The following is a 16,557-nucleotide window of genomic DNA, read 5'->3' on the forward strand; positions in this document are numbered from 1 at the left end:
ACATTGCTGATCACGACATCACACGTCTCACGCACCGCCGCCGCCTTCAGATGCAGCCCGTCCCGCGCCGTCTTCCCGAACCCGGCCAAGAACTCATCCCCGAACCGCTGCGCATCCGACTCCACCCGAACCGTCAGACCCGAATCACCGAGCCGGACATGGTCACCGGCGCGGGGGCCGTGCACGGCGGCGTACTCGTGGCCGTCGATGTGCCGACTGGCGGGAGCGCAGTGGTCGCTGTGTCTGGTCGGCCTGCTCATGCGTCGACTCCTTCGGGAACAACTTCGGCGTCGTCGGGAACGGCTTCCGCGTCTTCGGAAATGGCGTCCGCTTCCTCTGAGTTGGCGTCCGGTGTTACGGGGGACGCGCCCAAGTAGCCGCAGGCCGCCGCCTTGCGCAGCGCGGCCCGGCGCGCGCCCGGCGCGTCCAGCGGGCCGTCCACCAGGCCCGCGAAGCCGATCGCGACGCGGGCGCCGCCGATCGGCACGAGCCCGACCTCGACGGCCGCCCCCGGGTCGAAGCGGGTGGACGAACCGGCGGGCGCCGCGAGCCGCATGCCGTAGGCGGCGGCGCGGTCGAAGTCGAGCCGCGGGTTGGCCTCGAAGAAATGGAAGTGGGACGTGACGCTGACCGGCACGGCCGCGGTGTTGCGCACCGTCAGCGTCACGACCGGCTCGGGGCCGTCGGCGACCGGCGAGGCCGGGAGCACGGCGCCGGGGGCGGCCGGGTCGCGGGGCCACGCGCCGAACGGGTCGCTCACGACGGCCAGCCGCGTGCCGTCGTCGAAGACGGCCTCGACCTGGATCTCGGTGATCACGTCGCCGACGCCGGACAGGAGGTCGTCGGACCGCAGGACGGTACGGCCCCGCTCGACGGCCTCGGCGAGCCGGGCGCCGTCCCGGGCCGCCTCGCAGACCGTGTCCGCGATCAGCGCGGTCGCCTCCGGGACATTGAGCTTCAGCCCGCGCGCACGCCGGGACCGTGCGAGCTCGGCGGCGGTGAACAGCAGCAGCCGGTCACGTTCGGTGGGGGTCAGCGGCATGGGACAGTCCTCGCTCCGGGAAGTGCGGCGGGGCCCGGCGCACTCGGCGGCGGGCAGCGGCATCACTGTGGCACTGACTGAATTTTCAGTCAATGGTTGAGGCGTCAAGAGAGCAAGAGACGGGAGATACGGGGTGCCTGGCGGCCCTGGGCGGACGGGGTGCCCGGCGGCCCTGGGCGGACGGGGAGGTGGGCCGACGCTTCCAGGGCCGGGAAGGGCGGGGAGGCGGCGGGGAGGCGGGGCGGACGCTTTTCGGGCCGGGAAAGGGCGGGGGCGCGCGCCGGACCCCGGGCCCCCGGGGATACGGGCCCTACTCCCCCCGCTGCTCCCGCAGCAACGCCAGCTCCGCGTCGATCGCGCCGCGTACCAGGTCACGGGCGTGGTCGAGCTGCAGCCCGCCGCTGAGCCAGCGCATGCTGAGCCCCTCCAGGAGGGCGGTGAGCCGCTCCCCCGCCGCGGCGAGGGCGGGCGCCGGCGTCATCGGCAGCACCTGGCCGAGCAGGGCCGCCACCTCCTGCACCCAGATCAGCGTGGCCCGCGCCAAATCCTCCCGCAGCACCTCGTCGAAGACGGCGCTCGCCCGCAGCTCGCCCCAGGCGGAGCTGTTCTCGCGGACCTCCGGGGTGTCCTGCAGCTCCAGGAGGAGGATCTCCTCCAGCTCAGCGCGCGGCGGAAGCGGCTCGGCGTCCTCGTCACGGCTGGTGGTGTACCGCTCCGCGCGGTTGTTGATGAACTCCAGCGTGTGGCGCAGGATCCCGGTGCGGTCCTTGAAGTGGTAGTAGATCAGCCCGGTCGAGACACCCGCCTCGGCGGCGAGCTCTTCGACGCGCAGGCCGCGGACACCGCGTCGGGCGATGAGCCGTGCGGCCGCTTCGAGGATCTGAGTAGTGCGGGGCGCCATGGACCGGAACCCTACCGGCCCGCCCGCCGCCCGGTGATCTCGGGCGACCGCCGACAGCCCGCGGGGCCTCGGCACCCGACCCGACGACGCAAGCGACAAGGGGCGACGGCAGGCGACCACGGTCCGGGCGACCACCCCCGACAGCACCACCCCGCCCCCGCCTCGCCCCCGCTCCACCCCGTCGCACCACCCTGATTAAAGTTTCAGTCAATGTATGTCCACGAAGACCAACCCAGAAGACACCCGGCACAAGGCGACCGCCGGGCGGTGATCCTCGCGGCCGCCGCCCGTGTCATCGCCCGGCACGGCGTCCGCGGCCTGCGCGTCACGGCCGTCGCCGCCGAGGCGGACGTGTCCACGGCGCTCGTCTACTACCACTTCACGGACCGCGCGGGCGTGCTGCGGCGCACGATGGAGTTCATCAGCGACCGGGCGGAGCGCTACACCACAGGCCGCGGCACGGCCGCCGCACCGCTCCCGCCCCGCGCCGAGCTGGAGAACGCCCTCCTCCTCGAGCTGCAGGACACTCCGGAGGTCCGCGAGAACAGCACGGCCTGGGGCGAGCTGCGCGCCACCGCCGTGTTCGACCCCGGGCTGCGGGAGGCGCTGGCCGACGCCCGCCGGGTCTGGACCGGCGAACTCGTCGAGCTGCTCGGACGCGTCGACCGGACCGCGCCGGCCACCGCCCTCGCCGCCGCCGCGGAGCGCCTGACCGCCACCCTGGAGGGCCTCAGTACGCGCTGGCTCAGCGAGGTCCTGCCGCTGACCCACGCCCGTGAGCTCATGCGTGAGGCCGTCGCGGTGGAGCTGGCGCACCTGCGGCACGCCGCCCGCACCCGGGGCTCCACCCACATTTTTGACTGAATTTTCAGTCCGTGTCAGAGTCGGGGGCAGCGGGCGGGTCCGTCCGCCCCTCTCCCGCCCCCGCGCTCGCCCGCTCGTCGAGCGCCCTCCCGGGGCGCCGGATAGCTTGTCCGCATCACGATGATCGGAGTTCACCGTGTCGTACCTCCTCCCCTCCCGCCGCTCGGCGCTGCGCGCCCTCACCGGAATCGGCGCCGCCGTCCTCGGCGCCTCGGCGTGCGGGCCCGGTGGCCAGCAGACCCGGGCGGCCGGTACCGCCGGCGACCGCGACACGGCACGGGAAGGGCTGCGGATGGGAGCCGAGTGGGAGAGCCACGCGCGCACCTTCATGTCCTGGCCCGCCCTGGAGTCGGTGTGGGCGGAGGACCTCCCCTACGTACGCGAGGACATCGCCCGCATCGCCCGCGCGATCGGCGCGTACGAGTACGTGGTGATGATGGCGAGGCCCGACCAGCAGAAGGCCGCACAGAAGGCGTGCGGGCGCGACGTCGAGGTCATCCCGCTGGCCGTGGACGACCTGTGGGCCCGTGACACGGTGCCGGTGTTCGTGGAGGACGGCGGCAAGGTCACCGGCGTCGACTTCAACTTCAACGGGTGGGGCGACAAGCAGGAGCACCCCAACGACGGCCAGGTGGGCCGCAAGCTCCTGGCCGAGTACGACATCCCCCGCGAGAAGGCGCCGCTGGTCGCCGAGGGCGGCTCGTTCGAGACCGACGGCGAGGGGACGCTGCTCATCACCGAGAGCTCGATCGTCAACGACAACCGCAACCCCGGGAAGAGCCGGGACCGGATCGAGGCCGAGCTCAAGCGGACGCTCGGGATCAAGAAGGTCATCTGGCTGGCCGGGGTGCGCGGGCAGGACATCACCGACGCGCACGTCGACAGCCTCGTGCGGTTCACCGCACCCGGCGTGGTGCTCCTCGACCGGGCGCACCCCGACACGCCCGCCGACTCCTGGTCGCGCGCGGCCGACCAGGCGAAGGCCGTGCTGAGCAGGGCGACGGACGCCGAGGGCAGGCCCTTCGAGGTCATCGACCTGCCGCAGCCCGACCTGTACGAGATCACCGGCGAGGGCGACGACTTCGTGTCGACGTACGCCAACTTCTACGTCGCCAACGACTCGGTGTTCCTGCCGAAGTTCGGCGACCGCAAGGCCGACAAGCGGGCCAAGAGCATCCTGCAGGAGCACTTCCCCAAGCGGGACGTGGTGCAGATCCCGATCGACACCATCGCGTCCGGCGGCGGTGGCATCCACTGCTCCACGCACGACCAGCCGGGCAAGCCGGTCGACTGAGCCGGTCGAGGACCCGACCAGGACCCGACCCACGGAGCGGCAGTGGCCACCTCGCGACATCTCCCCCGCCCGCGCGGCAGGCTGCTGCCCGCGGGGCTCGTCCTGCTCGCCGTGGCGGCGGCCGCCGCCGTCGGGGTGTGGCTCCAGTTCGGCGAACGCCAGGACCTCGACACCCGCTACCGGGCCGGGTCGGCGGCGCCCGACCGGGTGGACATCACTGCGTCGGTCCAGCGGGTCGACGCGGCGGCCGGGGAGCTGGTCCTGCGCGTCCTGGTCACCCCGCGCGGCGGCCTTGCGGAGGCGGGCGGGGTCTCCCCCGCGCGGACGCTGACGCTGCAGACGTCGTCCTCGATCCGCCGCGACCTCACGTATCCGGCGCACGGGCGGATCGCCACCGTGGACGTGCCCGTCACCCTGACGGCGGGGTCGGTCACGGACTATCCGTTCGACGCCTACGACGCGGCCCTGGAGTTCGGTGCCGTGCAGGGGGGCGAGCCGGTGCCGGTACGGATGACGCTGTCGAACAACGACGCGCTGTTCTCGGCCGTGGTCGACGCCTCGGAGGCGGACGGCGTCGCGGTGTTCTCCGTCGACCTGGCGCGCTCGACCAGCGTGCTGATCTTCGCGGTCTTCATGATGGCCGCGATGTGGGCGCTGGCGATCGCCGTGCTCATCGGCGCCTGGTTCCTCGTCAGCCGGCGCAAGGGCCTGACCTGGCCCGCGCTCGGCTGGATGGCGGCCACGCTGTTTGCCCTGGCCGCCTTCCGCAACACCGCCCCGGGCGCGCCGCCCATCGGCTCCCTGCTCGACTACATCGCCTTCCTCTGGGCGGAGACGATCATCGCGTTCTGCCTGGTGACGGTGGCCGTCACGGGCATGCGGGCCGAGGCGCGCGCACCGGAGCCGGAGCCGGATGCGGGGCCCGGACCGGAGGCGCGCACGGTCCCCAGTCCGCCCTAGGTCGCCCGGCGGCTGCGTACCAGCAGATACAGGAAGTACGGCGTGCCGATGACGGCCGTCATGAGGCCCGCGCCGAGCTGGGCCGGGGCGATCACCGTGCGGCCGACCAGGTCGGCCGCGCACACCAGGACGGCGCCGAGGAGCACGGCGACCGGGACCACCCGGACGTGCCTGCGGCCCACCAGGGCACGGGCCGCGTGCGGGGCGACGAGCCCGACGAAGCCGATGGTGCCCGCCGCGGCCACGGCGGTCGCGCTCAGCAGGACGCCGAGGACGAGGAAGCCGAGGCGGGCGCGGCTCAGGTCGAGGCCGAGCAGGCGCGGGGTGTCCTCGTCGAGCGACACCAGGTCGAGGTCGGTGCGCCGGGCGACGGCGCAGACCAGGCCGGCCGCGAGGACGAGGGCGAGGGGGACGACGTCGGGCATCGTCCGCCCGTAGGTGGAGCCTGCGAGCCAGGTCAGCGCCTTCGTCGCGTTGAACGGGTCGGTGAGGATGATCAGCATGCTGATGACGGCCGCCGACCCGGTGGCCACGCCGAATCCGACGAGGACGAGGCGGTTCTGCCGGAAGCCGCCGCGCGCCGCGAGGCCGAAGACGAGGGCCGCGCTGATCGCGGCGCCCGCGAAGGCACCGCCCGCGATCGTCCAGGACCCGGCCGCGGGCACCGTCGTCACGAGCACGACGGCGCCCACCGCGGCACCGTTCGTCACGCCGAGGACGCCCGGTTCGGCCAGCGGGTTGCGCGTGACGGCCTGGATGAGGGTCCCGGACAGGGCGAGGGCCGCGCCCGCGAGCAGCGCGGCGAGCACCCGCGGCACCCGGGTGTCGAGGACGAAGGAGACGGCCTGGCCCGCCCGGCCCTGCGACCAGTTGACGACGTCGCCCAGGAGCAGCTTGGTGTCCCCGATGAGGACGGCGGCGATCGCGAGGCCGATCGCGACGGCCACCAGGGTGACGGTCGTGACGACGAAGACGGTCCTGCTGCGGATGCGCAGCCGGTCGGCCGGGGCGGCGCCCGCGGTGTCCCGGGCCTTGGCGGCCATGCCGATGAGGAAGACGGCGCCGACGAGGCTGGTGACGACGCCGGTCGGCACGGCGACGGCGGTGTCGTCGGGGACGACGGCGCGCAGCAGCACGTCGGAGCCGAGCACCAGGGCCGCGCCGGTGAGGCCCGCGAACGGCAGCCGCGCGCGGGATCTGGTGAACGCGCGGAACCTGCGGGCGAGGGGGCGTACGAGGGCGGGCGCGCACAGGCCGACGAAGCCGACGGGGCCGGCGAGGGTGACGGCGGCCGTGGAGAGCAGCGCCGCGAAGACGACGGCGGTCACGCGGGTGGAGCGGACGGGCACGCCGACGCCGTGCGCGGCGTCGTCGCCGAGTGCCAGGGCGTCGACCCGGCGGGCGACGAGGAGGAGGCCGACGAGGCCGGCGACGGCGATCGGCAGCATCTGCAGCACGCCGTCGAAACCGTTCTGCGCGATGCTGCCCTGGTTCCACTTGTAGAGGCCCTCGGTCTGCTGCGGGAACAGCAGGAGCAGGCCCTCGGTGACGGCGGTGAGGCCGAAGGTGAGGGCGCTGCCGGCGAGGACCAGCCGGACGGTGCCGGCGCCGAGGCCGGAGAGGCCGAGGACGACGGCCGCCGCCGCGAGGCCGCCGAGGAAGGCGATGCCGGACGAGGCGAGGAGCGGCAGCGAGATGCCGGTGGCGGCCGCGAGGCCGAGGGCGAGGTAGGAGCCGGCGTTGACGGCGAGGGTGTCGGGCGAGGCGAGGACGTTGCGGCTGACGGCCTGGAGGGCGGCGCCCGCCATGCCGAGCACCACGCCGACGAGGAGCCCGGCGGTCATGCGCGGCAGCCGGGAGGCGATGACGACGGACGCGTCGCCGGCCTCGGCCCGGCCGGTGAGCGCCTTCGCCACCTCGGCGGGGCCGACGGACGCCGTGCCCTGGGTGATGTCCACGACGGCGAGGACGGCGACGAGGAGGACCAGTGCGGCCGTCACCGCGGCCGCGCCCGTGCGGGAGGCGGCTGCCGACGGACGGGGTGCGGGGGTGGTTGCGGTGACGGCCATGGTGTTACTTCTTCAGCGCCTCGACGACGGAGTCGACGTACTGATTCATCGACTCGGTGCCGCCGAACATCCAGATGCCGTCGGGCAGCCGGTGCACGTTGCCCTTCTCGACGAACGGCAGCGACGTCCAGACCTTGTCCTTCTTCAGGACGCCGGAGAACGGGTTGCTGCCCTTGTCGCCGTCGTTGCCGATGTAGGCGAACTGCACGTCGTCGTCGAGCTCGGTGAGGCCCTCGACGTCGGTGGTGCCGAGGCCGTACGCCTTGTCGCCCTTGACCGACCAGTCGTTCTTCAGGCCGAGCTTCTCGTTGACGGCGCCGATCAGCGAGCCGTCGGTGTACGGCCGGATCGAGGTCTGGTTGCCGGTGACGTAGCCGTCGGCGAAGGCGTACTTGGCGCCGCCGTGCCCGGCGGCGGCGATCTTCTTCTTGCCGTCGGCGAGCTTCGCCTCGAAGTCCTTCTTGAGCTCGGCGGCGCGGTCCGTGGTGCCGGTGGCCTTGGCGAGGAGGTCGAGGTTCTCGGTCATCTGGCCGATGGGGTCCGACGCGTCGGCGGGGCGCAGGTTCAGGACCGGGGCGATGTCCCGCATCTGCTTGACGGCGGCGGCCGGCAGGTCGGTCGTGGCGATGATGAGGTCGGGCTTCAGGGACGCGAGGGCGTCCATGCTCGGCTCGCCGCGGGTGCCGATGTCCTTGGGGTCGTTCTTCAGCGGGGCGGCGGTGTCCCACGTCTTGTAGCCCTTGACGTCGGCGACGCCGGTCGGGTCCACGCCGAGGGATATCAGGCTCTCGACCGCGTTCCACTCGGTGCCGACGACCTTCTTGGCGGGGCCGTTCAGCTTCACCTCGGTGCCGGTGCCGTCGGTGAGGGTGAAGGACTCGGCCTTCTTCTTCGCGTCGTCGGCGGCCGGCTCGGTGGTGCCGCAGGAGGTCAGGGTGAGGGCCGCGGCGGTGGCGGCCGCCGCGGTGAACAGGAGGCGTCTCATGAGGTGGTGCTGAGCCTTTCGCTTCGCGAGTGGTGGCGGCCGATGGCGCGGGTGCGCAGGCGGCCGGTGGTGGGGTCGGAGTCGACTTCGATACGGATGCCGTACGTGTCGGTGAGCCGCTCCGGGGTCAGTACGTCGTCGGGCGCGCCGTCGGCGGCGATCCGGCCCGTGTCCAGCAGGAGGATCCGGTCGGCGACGGCCGCGGCCTGGTCGAGGTCGTGCAGGACGGCTCCGACGGCGATGCCGTGGTCGTCGGCCAGGTCCCGCATGAGGTCGAGGAGTTCGACCTGGTAGCGCAGGTCGAGGTGGTTGGTGGGTTCGTCGAGGAGGAGGACGCCCGTCTCCTGGGCGAGGCAGCCGGCCAGCCACACGCGCTGGAGCTGTCCTCCGGAGAGGTGCTCGGCGCCGCGCTCGGCGAGTTCCCCGACGCCGGTCATGGCGAGCGCGCGGTCCACCGCGGCCCGGCCGCCCGGGTCGGCCTTGCCCCAGCGGCCGCGGTGCGGGTAGCGGCCGAATTCGACCACGTCCCGCACGGTGAGCCCGCTGGGCGTGGGCCGGCCCTGGGTGAGCAGGGCGACGTGCCGGGAGAACTCCCGGGGGCCGAGGGCGAGGCCGTCGGTGTCGCCGTCGATGAGGAGGGTGGCGGTGCGGGCCCGCTGCAGGCGGGCGAGGGTGCGCAGCAGCGTCGACTTGCCGCTGCCGTTCGGACCGACGAGGACCGTCACCTCGCCCGGCTTCAGGGTCATCGAGGCGTCGTGGACGACGTCGACGCCTTCGTACGCCACGGTGACACCCGTGGCCGACAGTTCATGACCTCGGGGGCGCGTGGCCGCGGCGGTCTCTTCACCTTCATGCACGTCGCAGAGGTTAGCCTAACCTTACCGGCGGGCGAAACAGACCCCCAAGTAAGAGACACAAGGGGAATTTCGGCCAGCTTCACCGGGCGGTCGGGACGCCGTGCGCGGACTCCGTCCGGGACGCCTCACGCCAGATACGGCAGCCGGTCGCGGCGGACGGGGTGCGCGAACCCCTCGCCCGCCGCCCAGCGCCGCACCTCGCCCACCGCGCAGTCCGCGAGCCGCCGCCACTCGTTGCCCAGCGACCCCGCCACGTGCGGGGTGAGCAGGGCGCCCTCCGCGTCCCACAAGGGGTGCTCCGGCGGCAGTACGTCGGGGTCGGTGACGTCGAGCACCGCGCGCACCCGGCCCGCGGTGACCGCTTCGGTGAGCGCGGCCTGGTCGACGACGGCGCCGCGCGCGGTGTTGATGAGCACGGCGCCGGGCCGCAGCGCCGCGATCAGCTCGCGGCCGATCAGCCCGCGGGTGGCGGGCAGCAGCGGGGTGTGGACGCTCACGGTGTCGCCGCGCGCGAAGAGTTCGGGCAGCGGGACGAGCTCCGCGCCCAGCGCGGCGGCCTCCTCCGGTGACACGTACGGGTCGTGCAGCAGGACCCGCAGGTCGTAGGGGCGCAGCAGTTCCATGACGCGGCGGCCGGTCATCGACGCCGACACGATGCCCACCGTGCGCCCGTGGTTGCCCACCTCGCGCGGTGTGCGCGGCCAGTCCGCCGCCGCACGGGCGGCCCGGAAGGCACGGGCGCTCTCCAGCACGCGTTTGCCGGTGAGCAGGATCATCGCGACGGTGTACTCGGCGACGGGCAGCGCGTTGGCGGCGGCGGCCGACGAGACGTCGATGCCGCGCTCCCAGCAGGCGTCGGTGACGTGGCCGCGGACGGAGCCCGCCGTGTGGACCACGGCGCGCAGCTGCGGCGCGGCCGCGAGCACCTCGGCGGTGAGGGGCGGGCAGTCCCAGCCCGTGACCAGGAGTTCGGTGTCGGCGAGGACCGCCCGCGCGCGGTCGGTGGTCAGGTCGTCGAGCACGGGCGGCGGCCGGAGCGTCGTCACCTCGGCGAGGGCGGCGAGCGTCTCCGGATCGATGACGGCTTCGGCCGCGCGCCGCGACATGGCGAGTGCGGCCCGGGGCCTGCGGGACGGTGACATCTTCCTCCTCCTGGAGCGGGCGGCGTGCTGGCGTGGTGCTTCCCCGCCGCGGCCGGGCGGAAGCCCGGGGAAGGGGGCGCGGTACGGAACTCGCCCGCCCCAGGGGGATACCGGTCGGCCGGTCAGGGGAGCCGGGCCACTCCCCCGGGCTCCGCGGGCTCCTCACCGACGGCCAGGTCGTCCCAGGTCCAGGGAGCGGCGGGGACGCCGTCGAGCGTCACCCCGTACGGCGGGCGGGGTTCGACGGGCAGCCGCCCGGAGGCCCTTGCCCGCCGGGCGAACTCGTCGACACCCGGGTCCCCGGCCGCGCGCAGGGCGGCGACCAGCGCGGCGTGGCAGGTGTCGGTGGCCTGATCCTCGTCGACCGTCGCGAGCGGGTCGCGGCGCAGGAGCTCGGCGACGGCGTCGGTGTCGCCGGCCGCCAGGAACTCCTCGATCAGCCGGGCGACGCTGTTCATATGGGTCAGGCGCGCGCCCGCCGCGGCCCGCCGTACGAGGAGATCGCGCGGCGCGGACAGGTCGTGGGCCCGCAGGGCCGCCAGCAGGGACCCGATGGCGTACGTGTCGTCGAGCCTCAGCGTGGTGACGACCCGGTGGGCGAAGGCGTGGGCCGCCTCACCGGCTCCCGCCCGGGACAGGGTGTCCACCAGGTAGGACGGCGTTTCCCGCATCTGGTAGCGGGAGATGTCGTCGAGGAGTCCGCGTTCGCACACGATCCGCACGGCGTCGGTCGCGCCCACGTCGACGAACTGCGCGAGGACCACATCCAAGAGGTCCAGGTCCATGTCCGGGGTCTCGATGTGCGAGGCGACATGTTCTGCCACCCGCGCCGCGGCCCGCTCGAGACCGGCTCCGGCCAACTCGCCGGGGACGAACACCACATCGCGCACCGGCCGGTGGGTCAGCGCCCGGTCCACCAGGGGGGCGATGCCGCGCTCGCCGCCCGTCTCCCACAGGACCCGGACCACCTCGCCGACGAACTCCGGCGAAGTGAGCTGCACGTCCGCCGCGATGCTCGCCGCCAGCGCATCGAACGCGGCCTCCTCGTGGGACTTGAGCACGAGGAGCAGCGAGCGCAACTCCTCCGGGTCGTAGTAGTCGAGGCCGGACAGGGGCACCCGTCGCAGCAGCAGCCGCGCGTGGTCCGTCCTGCCGGTGGCATGGAACCAGTCGAGGTACCCGGCCACGCCCTCCGCGCACTCCGCCACGGCCTCCGCCGCCACCCGGTCGGCCAGCACGGCGACCTCCTCGTCCGCCCCCAGGCCCGACAGTTCCACGAGGAGCAGGCACAGGAGCGACGCGATGTCGAACAGGTCCGGCTCACCGCTCACATCGACGTGTCGGGCCGGCGAGCGGGCGAGCAGGGCACGGACGCCGTCGTCGTCCCCGGTGGCCCGCAGGACCCGGAGCAGTTCCAGGACGGCATCGGCCCGGGTCGGCCGGATCCGGGCAGCCGGGTCGAGGGCGAGCAGGGCGCGGACGGTCGGCTCCGCCCCGGTGTCCCACAACGCGGCCATGAGCCAGGGGAGTTCGTCCGGGTCGAGTTCCGCCGCACCGCGCTCGATGCGGGCGGCGAGGACCGCGGCGGCATCCGTCGCACCGACCGTCCGCAGGACGTGGACGAGCCGGGTGACGCACCAGCGGCTGCCGAGATCGACATGCGCGGCCGCCCGGTGCGCCAGCGGACCGACGCACCGCGGCACGCCCGCCTCGAAGAGCCCGGGCAGCGCCCGCACGATGTCCGCGGGGTCGGCCTCCCCGATGCGACCTGCCAGAACGTCGTCGAGGGCGGCGGTCACCCCGGGGGAGACACCCTCGCGGGACAGCCGCACGGCGAGCTCACCGGCGGCCCGGATGTCCGACGGGTCGGCGGCGGCGACGAGGCGGCGGCCGAGCGCGTCCACGGATTCCCGCGTCCCGGACGCGCGCAGCGCGGCGAAGAGCCGGTCCAGGGCGGCGTGGTCGGCCGGGTCCGCGTGCGCCACGGCCCAGGCGGCGGCCCGCGCGGCATCGGGGTGGCGCGCGGTGCGTCCGGCGATGCGCACGCACGCGTCGGTGCTGCCGGCCAGCGCGGCGCGCCGGTCGAGGCGGAGGGCGAGCGCGCACAGGGCATGCTTCCAGGCGGTGTCCTGGAGCCGGTAGAGGTCTTCGACGCCCTCCGTGTGCCGCACCAGCGCCTCCCACAGGGCTACGGCGGCCGTCCCGGTGCCGGGCAGGGGCGCGGCGTGCTGGAGGAGGTAGTCCGACGGGTCGTGGCCGGGAGGCGCACCGGCGGATGCCCGGACCGCCCGCAGCGGTGTGAGGGCGCACAGGGCGTCGGCGCGGGAGCCGTCGGATCGTATGCCGTCGCTCAGCGCCGTCAGCTCGGGACCGGCCCAGTCGGCGCGGGGCGCGCGGTCGTGCGGGGCGAGCGCGCCATCGGCCGCCGCGGCGAGCAAGGGGCCGGGCAGCGGCGCCTGGTGGCCGAGCCTGCGGGCCCCGACGGCCGCGGTGACCAGGGCGTGCTCGCGCGGCGTGAAGTGGCCGCCGGGGCCGCTCAGATAGGCGTCGAGCAGCGCGGGGCCGCCGCTGAGGTGCTGGACCACCTCGCCGTCCGCCGAGCCCGCGCGCCCGGCGGAGCGCAGGCGCGGGTCCTCGTGCTCGGCCGCGAGGTCGCGCCAGCGGCCGAGCTCCGTCGCGGACAGCCGACGCGGCACCCTGAAGCGCTGAACGTGACCGCCGACGAGCAAGGGCCGGGTGTGCCGCGCGGGGTCGCCGGGCAGCCCCTGTGCGGTGAGTTCGCTCCAGTACGGGACTTCCCAGAGCGCGGCGACGGCGACGACGCCGGGCGTCTCCCGCAGGACGGCGGTCAGCTGGACCGCCGCCTCGTCCCCTTCGCTGTCGTGCAGCAGCCGCTGGAGTTCGTTCAGCCACAACACGCTTCCCTCGGCCACCTCGCCGTCCGCGAGCAGGGCCAGCAGGGCGCGGGCGGTCGGCGGGCACAGCAGCCGGTGGTCCGGCGCCACCGCGAGGACCGCCTCGTACAGGGCTCTGGTCTTGCCCGTCGACGAGTCGCCCGTCAGCACCCCGAGGGCGGAAGGTCCGCCCGTGGCCGCGGACTTGAGGTATTCCCGCAGGGCGTGGTCGTGGCTCCGGATCAGATACGGGGTGAGGGCGGGGGCCGTGGCGGGGCCCGGCAGCGCCGCCGCGCGCACCTCCAGCTGCCAGGGGGTGAAGGTGCGGATCGACCGGTGCGCGGCGGGCGTCCGGGCCGGGGTACCGGTCGCACGTTCGCGCGCCTGCTCATCCCGGGCGGCGTCCAGCAGGCCGCGCAACACCCGGCCCCGGGCGGGCTCGCACGCCCACGCGGCCCAGAGCTCGGCGAGCGCGACGACCTGGTCGTCGCTGCGGGCCTGCGGCACCACCACATCCGCGGCCTGCGCGGGCACCCAGTCGCTGATCCGCTGCCCGGAGAACGTCCGCAGGCCCGGCCCGCCCGACTTCCTGAGCTCCCGGGCCGCCGCTGCCTGGGTGGCGGACCGCCCGTGCGCGGCCCTGGCCGCCACGGCACGCTCGCGCAGTCCGTGCAGGTGCTCCCACAGCCGTCGCCGCGCCGCCCCCATCGCCCCTGCCCTCTCCCTCACGTGTGCCGCCGTGCCGCCCGTTTCCCCCGGAGCGGGCGGTGCGGGCGCCTGCCCGCGAGGCAGCTGACCAGCAGGATAGTTCGCCCGGCCGCCCGGTTCGCCCGGGACTGCCGGGACGGGGCGGGACTCGGCCGCAGGGTGGTGTCACGGATCGCACGACGGGTGCGGTCGACGGGCACGGAGCCCTGGAGCAGGGGAGGTTCGCGATGAGTCGTGGCAGCAGCGCGGAGAGCGGCGAGGGCAACGCGGAGGAGGAGCGGGCGGCGAGCCCCCGGCCCTCCCGGTGGCGGGAGGCGGGCCACCGCGCCGCCCTCAGCACGGCCGACGCAGCCGGGCCCCTCCTGCTCGTCCTCATGGGCTGGTGGGTGCGCACGCATTGAGCAGCGGATACGACGACGAGCACGGCGGCACGGGGTGGGGATCCTTCCCCACCGCGACCCGGGAGGCCGCGGCCCCGAACATCCGTGGCGAGGGCACCACCACCACCACCTGAACACGAACCGACCACCACGCGGCACGCCCGTGAACAGTGCGCCGACCGACCGGGAGAGGAGCGGTGGCCGTACCGGCGAACGCCTGCCGGCACGGTCACCGCACCCCCGGCGCACGCGCGTGACCGGCCCACACGGACCGGCGGGCCCGATGTTCGTTCGATATGTACGGCACTCTCCGGGCCCCCGCGACCGGGCCGCGGTGGCCGGATCGCCGTGACGCCACGCGGAGTACCCGCCCCGCTGGACGCCCCTTGCGGACCCGGCGCCGGTGCGCCCCGACCGGGCCCGAGAATTGGCAGGAAACGCCTTGCGCCGACCGGAGAGCGCCGCCGGTGCTGCGCTCTCCGGCATTCTGCCGTGCACATGCCGACGGCATGGTGTCCGAAAAGGGCGGAGCCGATCTGGAACCTGCGGCACCTCCGGTTACGGGTGTGCCGCATGGTGAATGACGAACCATCAGATGGTCCGCGCCGTCTTTCGGACAGACCCCGGAGTTTCGATTTATCGCTGAAACTCGACCGCCTACGGTTGTCGCTGTGGGGGCAGGCACTGACCATGCCGGGAGTTGACTGCTGGGCAAAAGTATTCGAGGGGGAATCCGTGCGGCCTGCGCCGAACGCGCGCCGCCGGTAGGGCGTTGCCGTCCAGTTTGACCAGCCGGGCGGCAGCCCTTTGCTTTGGCGCTCGGACGCGGCCTGCCCCTGTGCGGTTCGGCGCGCGCCGGAACATCCATGTCGGGTTACACGGGGATTTCCAAGGGGGGACCCTAGTGACGCAATCTCGATCGAGCGATCCCGGATCGGAACGGAGCGGCTTACTGCTCGACGCGTTTGATCCGCAGCACTTCCGGGCGAACTCGGAAACAGCTCTCGCGAAGCTGGAGAAACACCTGTCGGACCTCTCCATCAGAGGGCTCGAACTCATCGAACCCGCGACGTTGTCGCAGGCCGCAAGGGCCCTGATGACGACCGAGCGGCAGAGCGTCGCCGCCTTCGACGAGGAGCGGCTCGCGGGCATCATCGACCTGTACGTCAGGACCGGGATCCAGGTGCACTCCCCCGGCTACATGGGCCGGCAGTTCTCCGGTGTCGTACCGCTCGCCGGCGTCATCGACTTCGTCAGCTCCGTGGTCAACCAGCCGTCCTCGTTCTACGAGGCGGGCCAGTTGCCCAGCGCCGTGGAGCGGATCATGGCCGACGAGCTGAACCGCTTCATCGGGTGGGACCCGGACCGCTTCACCATGCTGACCACCTCGGGCGGCTCGCTCGCCAACCTGACCGCGCTGCTCGCCGCCAGGAACGAGAAACTGCCCGGGTACTGGTCACAGGGGGGTTCCGCGGTGCGCGGGCGGCCCCGCCCGGCCATCGCAGTCGGGGCGGACGTGCACTACAGCGTGGCGCGGGCCGCCGGGGTGCTGGGCATCGGCGACGCCCAGCTGGTCCGCCTGCCGCTCAACCGGCAGCAGCAGATCAACGCGAGCGAGGTGCGCGCCACGCTCGCCGCGGCCGAGCGGCAGAACCTGGAGGTGTTCTGCATCGTCGCGTCGGCGGGCAGCACGTCGGTGGGCGCCTTCGACCCGATCGACGAACTCGCCGAGGTGGCCAGGGAGAAGAACCTGTGGCTGCACGTCGACGGCGCGCACGGCGCGAGCCTGCTCGTCTCGGACGCGCTGCGGCACAAGCTGCGCGGCATCGAGAAGGCGGACTCCCTGACCTGGGACGCGCACAAGATGATGTTCGTGCCCGCGCCCTGCACGCTGCTCTTCTACCGGAACAAGGAGAACGCCCTCTCGGCATTCCGGCAGAAGGCCAGCTATGTGTTCGACGAGGAGCAGGACATCTACACCGCATTCGACAGCGGCGGAAAGAACTTCGAGTGCACGAAGCGCCCGATGATCATGACGCTGTGGACCCTGTGGGCCATTTACGGGCGGGCCCTGTTCGCGGAGAAGATCGACTATCTCTGCCAGTTGACCCAGGAGGCCCACGACGCCGTGCGGGCCGATCCCGAATTCGAGACCCTGCACCGCCCGGAAGCCAACATCCTGTGCTTCCGCTACCATCCGGCCGATCTCGCGAAGAAACTCGGAAGGAGGGTCGAGAAGAAGGACGTGCACCAACTGCAGATCGACATCCGGAACCGCATCAAATTCGAGGGCAATTTCTTCATCTCGAAGGTCGACGTCGACGGGGTGGCCGCACTGCGGGTGGTCATGATGAACCACCGGATCACCGGTGAGCACTTCAGGATGCTGCTCTCCGAAATCAGAAGAACGGCGCAGGATCTGCTCAGCAGCGAAGAGGGAACAGCAAAAGCGTAGAGGGGA

Annotated in this window: 12 protein-coding genes and 1 pseudogene; 5 read left to right on the forward strand and 8 right to left on the reverse strand. The window is 73.4% G+C overall.

The annotated features are described in order from the left end of the window. From ACFYXE_RS24280 to ACFYXE_RS24290, 3 genes and pseudogenes are all read right to left on the reverse strand, one after another. Positions 1 to 260 (reverse strand): annotated as a pseudogene (locus ACFYXE_RS24280) (urease subunit alpha); the annotation flags it as partial. After that, entirely contained in the window at positions 257 to 1,042 is a 786-nt protein-coding gene (gene ureA / locus ACFYXE_RS24285) for an urease subunit gamma (protein ID WP_389315585.1), read from the reverse strand. The pseudogene ACFYXE_RS24280 and the gene ureA, both read right to left, overlap by 4 nt. Positions 1,043 to 1,352: 310 nt before the next feature. Then, positions 1,353 to 1,943 (reverse strand): TetR/AcrR family transcriptional regulator, encoded by a 591-nt coding sequence (locus ACFYXE_RS24290; RefSeq protein WP_389315587.1) that lies wholly within the window; start codon positions 1,941 to 1,943, stop codon positions 1,353 to 1,355. A gap of 210 nt (positions 1,944 to 2,153) precedes the next feature. Here ACFYXE_RS24290 and ACFYXE_RS24295 point away from each other — a divergent pair, with 210 nt between their 5' ends. From ACFYXE_RS24295 to ACFYXE_RS24305, 3 genes are all read left to right on the forward strand, one after another. Then, positions 2,154 to 2,807 carry a TetR/AcrR family transcriptional regulator gene (locus tag ACFYXE_RS24295; protein ID WP_389315589.1) on the forward strand — a complete coding sequence of 218 codons (654 nt, stop codon included), beginning with the start codon at positions 2,154 to 2,156 and terminating at the stop codon, positions 2,805 to 2,807. A gap of 136 nt (positions 2,808 to 2,943) precedes the next feature. Continuing rightward, positions 2,944 to 4,101: an agmatine/peptidylarginine deiminase gene (locus ACFYXE_RS24300; protein WP_389315591.1), complete on the forward strand. Its 1,158-nt coding sequence runs from the start codon at positions 2,944 to 2,946 to the stop codon at positions 4,099 to 4,101. A 42-nt stretch (positions 4,102 to 4,143) separates the two neighbouring features. Further along, positions 4,144 to 5,061, forward strand: a complete 918-nt coding sequence (locus tag ACFYXE_RS24305) for a DUF4436 family protein (protein ID WP_389315593.1) — start codon at positions 4,144 to 4,146, stop codon at positions 5,059 to 5,061. Here ACFYXE_RS24305 and ACFYXE_RS24310 read toward each other — a convergent pair. From ACFYXE_RS24310 to ACFYXE_RS24330, 5 genes are all read right to left on the reverse strand, one after another. Further along, positions 5,058 to 7,130 carry an iron ABC transporter permease gene (locus tag ACFYXE_RS24310; RefSeq protein WP_389315595.1) on the reverse strand — a complete coding sequence of 691 codons (2,073 nt, stop codon included), beginning with the start codon at positions 7,128 to 7,130 and terminating at the stop codon, positions 5,058 to 5,060. The two genes, ACFYXE_RS24305 and ACFYXE_RS24310, sit on opposite strands and share 4 nt — an antisense overlap. Positions 7,131 to 7,134: 4 nt before the next feature. Further along, positions 7,135 to 8,115 carry an iron-siderophore ABC transporter substrate-binding protein gene (locus ACFYXE_RS24315; protein WP_361175259.1) on the reverse strand — a complete coding sequence of 327 codons (981 nt, stop codon included), beginning with the start codon at positions 8,113 to 8,115 and terminating at the stop codon, positions 7,135 to 7,137. Further along, complete coding sequence (locus ACFYXE_RS24320) at positions 8,112 to 8,972, reverse strand: ABC transporter ATP-binding protein (protein ID WP_389315597.1); 861 nt, start codon at positions 8,970 to 8,972, stop codon at positions 8,112 to 8,114. The genes ACFYXE_RS24315 and ACFYXE_RS24320 overlap by 4 nt, the downstream gene beginning before the upstream one ends. 125 nt (positions 8,973 to 9,097) lie before the next feature. Next, positions 9,098 to 10,114, reverse strand: coding sequence for a hydroxyacid dehydrogenase (locus ACFYXE_RS24325; protein WP_389315599.1), 1,017 nt, complete (start codon positions 10,112 to 10,114; stop codon positions 9,098 to 9,100). Between the two features lie 122 nt (positions 10,115 to 10,236). Then, positions 10,237 to 13,737 (reverse strand): hypothetical protein, encoded by a 3,501-nt coding sequence (locus tag ACFYXE_RS24330; RefSeq protein WP_389315601.1) that lies wholly within the window; start codon positions 13,735 to 13,737, stop codon positions 10,237 to 10,239. Positions 13,738 to 13,943: 206 nt separating this feature from the next. Between ACFYXE_RS24330 and ACFYXE_RS24335 the strand changes: the two genes are divergently transcribed. After that, positions 13,944 to 14,117 carry a hypothetical protein gene (locus tag ACFYXE_RS24335; RefSeq protein ID WP_389315603.1) on the forward strand — a complete coding sequence of 58 codons (174 nt, stop codon included), beginning with the start codon at positions 13,944 to 13,946 and terminating at the stop codon, positions 14,115 to 14,117. Between the two features lie 1,075 nt (positions 14,118 to 15,192). After that, positions 15,193 to 16,551: a pyridoxal phosphate-dependent decarboxylase family protein gene (locus ACFYXE_RS24340; RefSeq protein ID WP_389315605.1), complete on the forward strand. Its 1,359-nt coding sequence runs from the start codon at positions 15,193 to 15,195 to the stop codon at positions 16,549 to 16,551. Positions 16,552 to 16,557 lie beyond the last annotated feature (6 nt).

Source organism: Streptomyces sp. NPDC002564 (assembly GCF_042889645.1).
Taxonomy (GTDB): Bacteria; Actinomycetota; Actinomycetes; order Streptomycetales; family Streptomycetaceae; genus Streptomyces.